Genomic DNA, 5,183 nt, shown 5'->3' on the forward strand with positions numbered 1-5,183 from the left:
CCGCGCAGCCGCCCCGACGACGGCGAGGCGAGGCCCGCCTTCCGCCGCCCGGGCGGCTTTGCCGGCGGTCCGCCGCGCGGCGCGCCCGTGCCCGCGCCCAAGACCCCGAAGGTCGGCGAGAAGCCGCGCGGCCGCCTGACGCTCTCGACCGCGACCGGCGGCGACGACGAGCGCACGCGCTCGGTCGCCGCCTTCCGCCGCCGCGTCCAGCGCATGACGGGGCATCGCGCCTCGGACGTCGCCAAGGAGCGCGTGATGCGCGAGGTGATCGTTCCCGAGACGATCACCATCCAGGAACTCGCCAACCGCATGACCGAGCGCGGCGTCGACGTCATCCGCCTCCTGATGAAGCAGGGCGCGATGCACAAGATCACCGACGTGATCGACGCCGACACCGCCCAGCTCGTCGCCGAGGAAATGGGCCACACCGTCAGGCGCGTCGCCGATTCCGACGTCGAGGGCGATCTGTTCCGCGACGACGACCCCGAGAACACGCTGGTCTCGCGCCCGGCCGTCGTCACCATCATGGGCCATGTCGACCACGGCAAGACCTCGCTGCTCGACGCGATCCGCCACACCCATGTCGTCACCGGCGAGGCCGGCGGCATCACCCAGCATATCGGCGCCTATCAGGTGAAGACGCCGTCGGGCGCTCAGGTCACCTTCATCGACACGCCCGGCCACGCCGCCTTCACGGCGATGCGCGCCCGCGGCGCCAAGGTCACCGACGTCGTCGTGCTGGTCGTCGCGGCCGATGACGGCGTCATGCCGCAGACGGTCGAGGCGATCAACCACGCCAAGGCCGCCGGCGTGCCGCTGATCGTGGCGATCAACAAGATCGACAAGTCCGACGCCAGCCCCGAGCGCGTGCGCTCCGAGCTGCTGCAATACGAGATCCAGGTCGAGACGCTGGGAGGCGAGACGCTCGAGATCGAGGTGTCGGCCAAGACCGGCAAGAACCTCGACAAGCTGCTCGAGGCCATCGCGCTCCAGGCCGAACTGCTCGATCTCAAGGCCAACCCCGACCGTCCGGCCGAGGGTACCGTGATCGAGGCCAAGCTCGACCGCGGCCGCGGCCCGGTCGCGACCGTGCTCGTCCAGCGCGGCACGCTGCGCACCGGCGACATCGTCGTGGCGGGCTCCGAATGGGGCCGCGTGCGCGCCCTGATCGGCGACACCGGCGCCCATATCAGGGAGGCGCCGCCCTCTCTCCCGGTCGAGGTTCTCGGCTTCAACGGCACGCCCGAGGCAGGCGACCGCGTCGCGGTGGTCGAGTCCGAGGCGCGCGCCCGCGAGATCACCGATTACCGCGAGCGCCAGAAGCGCGACCGCATCGCCGCGCGCGGCGGCGGATCGGGCGCGGGCCGTTCGCTGGCCGAGATGATGCGCGATCTCAAGGAAGGCGCCGGCCGCAAGGAGTTCCCGCTCGTCATCAAGGCCGACGTGCAAGGTTCTGTGGAAGCCATTGTGGGAACGCTCGAAAAAGTCGGCAACGAGGAGGTGCGCGCCCGCGTGCTGCAATCGGGTGTCGGCGGCATCACCGAATCCGACATCACGCTCGCCCAGGCTTCCGGCGCGGCGGTGATCGGCTTCAACGTGCGCGCCCACAAGGAAGCGCGCGAGGCGGCCGAACGGGCCGGCGTCGAGATCCGCTACTACAACATCATCTACAATCTCGTGGACGACGTGAAGGCGGCGATGTCGGGTCTGCTCGCGCCGACCCTCCGCGAAACCATGCTCGGAAACGCGCAGATCCTCGAGATCTTCAACGTCTCGAAGGTCGGCAAGATCGCCGGCTGCCGCGTCACCGACGGCACGATCGAGCGCGGCGCCAATGTCCGCCTGATCCGCGACAACGTCGTGGTCCACGAAGGCAGGCTCGCCCAGCTCAAGCGCTTCAAGGACGACGCCAAGGAAGTCGTGGCCGGCCAGGAATGCGGCATGTCCTTCGAGAACTACCAGGACATGCGCGCCGGCGACGTCATCGAGTGCTACCGCGTCGAGGAGATCAAGCGGACGCTGTAAGGCGAGCCGTCACGGTCGGGCTCCGTCCCGGCCGTCTCCCTCCCAACGCGGCGCCCGTCGCGTCCGACCCATCACGTCATGGCCGGGCCGGAGCCCGGCCATGATGTTTGAGCCGTCCATCCGGTCCGATCCCGGAGAACGAGAACCATCATGGCAAGACCAGCGAAATCCTCCGGGCCGAACCAGCGGCAATTGCGCATCGGCGAGCTGATCCGCCACGCGCTCGCCGAGTTGCTCGCGCGCGGCGACATCCATGACGAGGTTTTGGCCAGGCACGTCGTCACCGTGCCCGAGGTCAGGCTCTCGACCGATCTCAAGCTCGCGACCTGCTTCGTCATGCCGCTCGGCGGCGGCGATGTCGGACCCGTGCTGAAGGCGCTCAACACGCACAAGAAATACATCCGCGGCGAGATCGCCCATCGCGTGAACCTGAAATTCGCGCCCGATATCCGCTTCCTGCAGGATGAGAGCTTTGCCGAGGCCGAGCGCGTCGATGCGCTGCTCCATTCCGACAAGGTTCGCCGGGACATCCTGAAGCAGCCGCTGCGGATCGGCGAGGAGGGCGCAAACCCCAAAGGCGGCGGCGATGAGTGACGTCACCGCTCCCGAACAGCAGGCGGCGCCGGAGGAGCCCGGCGGCCAGTGCCTCGCGCCGCGCCCGAAGAAGCGCGACGTGCATGGCTGGGTCGTGCTCGACAAGCCGATCGGCATGACCTCGACCCATGCCGTCGCCGTGGTCAAGCGCGCCTTCTCGGCCAGGAAGGCCGGCCACGCCGGCACGCTCGATCCGCTCGCCTCCGGCCTTTTGCCGATCGCGCTCGGCGAGGCGACCAAGACCGTCCCCTTCGTCATGGACGGCCGCAAGGCCTATCAGTTCACCGTGGCCTGGGGCATGCAGACCAACACCGACGACACGGAGGGCAAGGTCATCGCGACCTCCGATGCTCGCCCGATGGAGCCCGACATCACGGCGCTGCTGCCGCGCTTCACCGGCACGATCAGCCAGGTGCCGCCGCAATTCTCGGCGATCAAGATCGCCGGCGAGCGCGCCTACGACCTCGCCCGCGACGGCGAGGAGGTCGCGCTGGAGGCGCGCCCCGTCGAGATCGACGCGCTGCGCATCGTCAGCCATGACGGGGCGGCCACGACCTTCGAGGCCGAATGCGGCAAGGGCGCCTATGTCAGGGCGATCGCGCGCGATCTCGGCATCGCGCTCGGCTGCCTCGGCCATGTCGTGCATCTGCGTCGCACCCGCGTCGGCCCTTTCGGCCTGGCCGCCGCCGCGAACGTCGAGACGCTGCGGGAGAGCCCCGAAGCCGCGACAGTCGCGCTTCTGCCGGTCAGCGCCGCGCTCGCGCTGATCCCGGAAATCGTCGTCCACCGCGACGCCGCGCTCAGGTTGAAGCGCGGCCAGAGCGTGCTGCTGCGCGGTCGCGATGCGCCGGTCGAGGCGTCCGCGGTCTATACCACCTGCGGCGGCGTGCTGATCGCCACCGGAGAGGTCGCGCAGGGCGAGTTCGTGCCGCACCGGGTGTTCAATCTGTAGCCGCGGACCGGCTTAACCGGATACTGCCGCTTTTCGGCGAATTTTAACCTTGCCGCGCCAGGGTCGTTCCGTCCGGGACGGCTTGCCGCTTTTCCGGTCGCAACCGGCCGCCCAGACGGTCGCCGGGCGTTCGGAAGGCGATCCGCGACATGTTCTCGACCTCGATCAAGCGTTACCTGCTCGCCACCATGGCCGGCATCTGCATCCCGGCCGTCGGCACGCTGGCCTATCTGGCGCAGGACACCATCACGGACGTCACCACCAACACCCGCCTGACGAGCCTGGTCGAGGCTGACCGCGCGCTGCTGCTCGCGGGCAATGCGATCCGGTCCAATCGCGGCCAGGCCCAGACCGCCATCCAGGCGACGGATGACGCCGCGGCCGTGATCAAGCAGGTCGAGCAGGCCAATCGCGGCCACCTGGCCGGGGCGGTCGAGCGCTTGCGGGCGACGGACCTCGCCGACCGGGTCAGGCTTGCCGACGCCATCGCCGCCAGCGAGAAGCAGACCGAGACGCGCCTGCCGGACATGTATGCCGAGGCCGCGAAGCCCCGCGCGCAGCGCAGCCTCGCCGCGACCATGCCCTGGTACAACGGCGTCGGCGAGATCGAGACCGCGATCGTCCAGGCCTCGGGCGTCACCTCCAACGCCGCCCGCATGGCCGATCCGGCGCTCGCCGACCTGCAGGCCTTCAAGGCGGCCGGCTGGCAGGTCCGCTCCAATTACGGCACGCAATGCTCGGTTTTGCGCGCGCCGCTTGGATCGGGCAAGGCGCTCGAACCGGCGCAGCTCCGCGCCATCGGCGAATTGCGCGGCGCCTCGAATGCCGGGCTCGCCCAGCTGCGCCAGCTCGCTGCCCGCCCCGGCGTCTCGACTGAGCTTGCCCGCAAGGTCGGCGTGATGACGAACGAGGTCGTCGCCGCCAATGCGATGATGGACGGGCTCATCGGCAAGCTCGGCCAAAGCGCGGGCGCGGTCATCGGCGCCGAGGACTGGACCAGGCAGTGCAACGGCCCCTTTACCGCCATCGTCTCGGCCGTGACCCAGTCGCTCGACGACATGGCGGCGGTGACGCAGAACCAGCTCAACCGGGCCTGGACCAAGCTCGCCATCATGGGCGCCCTGCTGGCCGGGCTTCTGCTGCTTTGCGCCCTGAGCTGGCGCGGCGTGCGGCGGCGCATCGCCAAGCCGCTCGAATCGCTCAACGCGTCGTTGGTCGGCATGCAGGCGGGGGATTTCTCGAAGGCCATTCCGGCGCCGGCCTGTGCCGACGAGATCGGCGCGCTCAGCGGCGGCCTCGAAACCTATCGCCGCAACGCGCTCGAGCTCGAAGCGAGCCGCCTCGAGCGCGAGACCGGCCTGCGCGCCGATGCCGATCAGGCCGCCGCCATCCAGGCGCTGCTGCGCGAGGCCGGCGTCGTCGTCGCCGCCGCGCGCGACGGCGATTTCTCGCAATCGGCCGATGCCGGGACAGTCGAAGGGCCGCTGAAGGAACTCGTCGAAGGCATCAACGAGATCAACGCGGTTGTCGACGGCGCGACGACGGAGTTCGCCGATCGCCTGCATGCGATCGCGGGCGGCGACCTGACGCGCGGCATCGAGACGGCCTATCG

Annotated in this window: 4 protein-coding genes; all 4 read left to right on the forward strand. The window is 69.7% G+C overall.

The features are described 5' to 3' along the window. Positions 1-2,025 (forward strand): translation initiation factor IF-2 (infB, locus tag AC1RRW_RS22225; protein ID WP_492903890.1); only part of this gene is annotated, 2,025 nt, incomplete at its 5' end. A 150-nt stretch (positions 2,026-2,175) separates the two neighbouring features. After that, positions 2,176-2,619 carry a 30S ribosome-binding factor RbfA gene (rbfA, locus tag AC1RRW_RS22230; protein ID WP_492903892.1) on the forward strand — a complete coding sequence of 148 codons (444 nt, stop codon included), beginning with the start codon at positions 2,176-2,178 and terminating at the stop codon, positions 2,617-2,619. Beyond that, on the forward strand, positions 2,612-3,571 hold the full coding sequence (gene truB, locus AC1RRW_RS22235) for a tRNA pseudouridine(55) synthase TruB (protein ID WP_492903894.1): 960 nt from the start codon (positions 2,612-2,614) through the stop codon (positions 3,569-3,571). Before rbfA ends, truB begins: the two co-directional genes overlap by 8 nt. Positions 3,572-3,720: 149 nt before the next feature. Then, positions 3,721-5,183 (forward strand): hypothetical protein (locus tag AC1RRW_RS22240; protein WP_492903895.1); only part of this gene is annotated, 1,463 nt, incomplete at its 3' end.

Source organism: Allobosea sp. GW821-FHT12C12 (genome assembly GCF_058807355.1).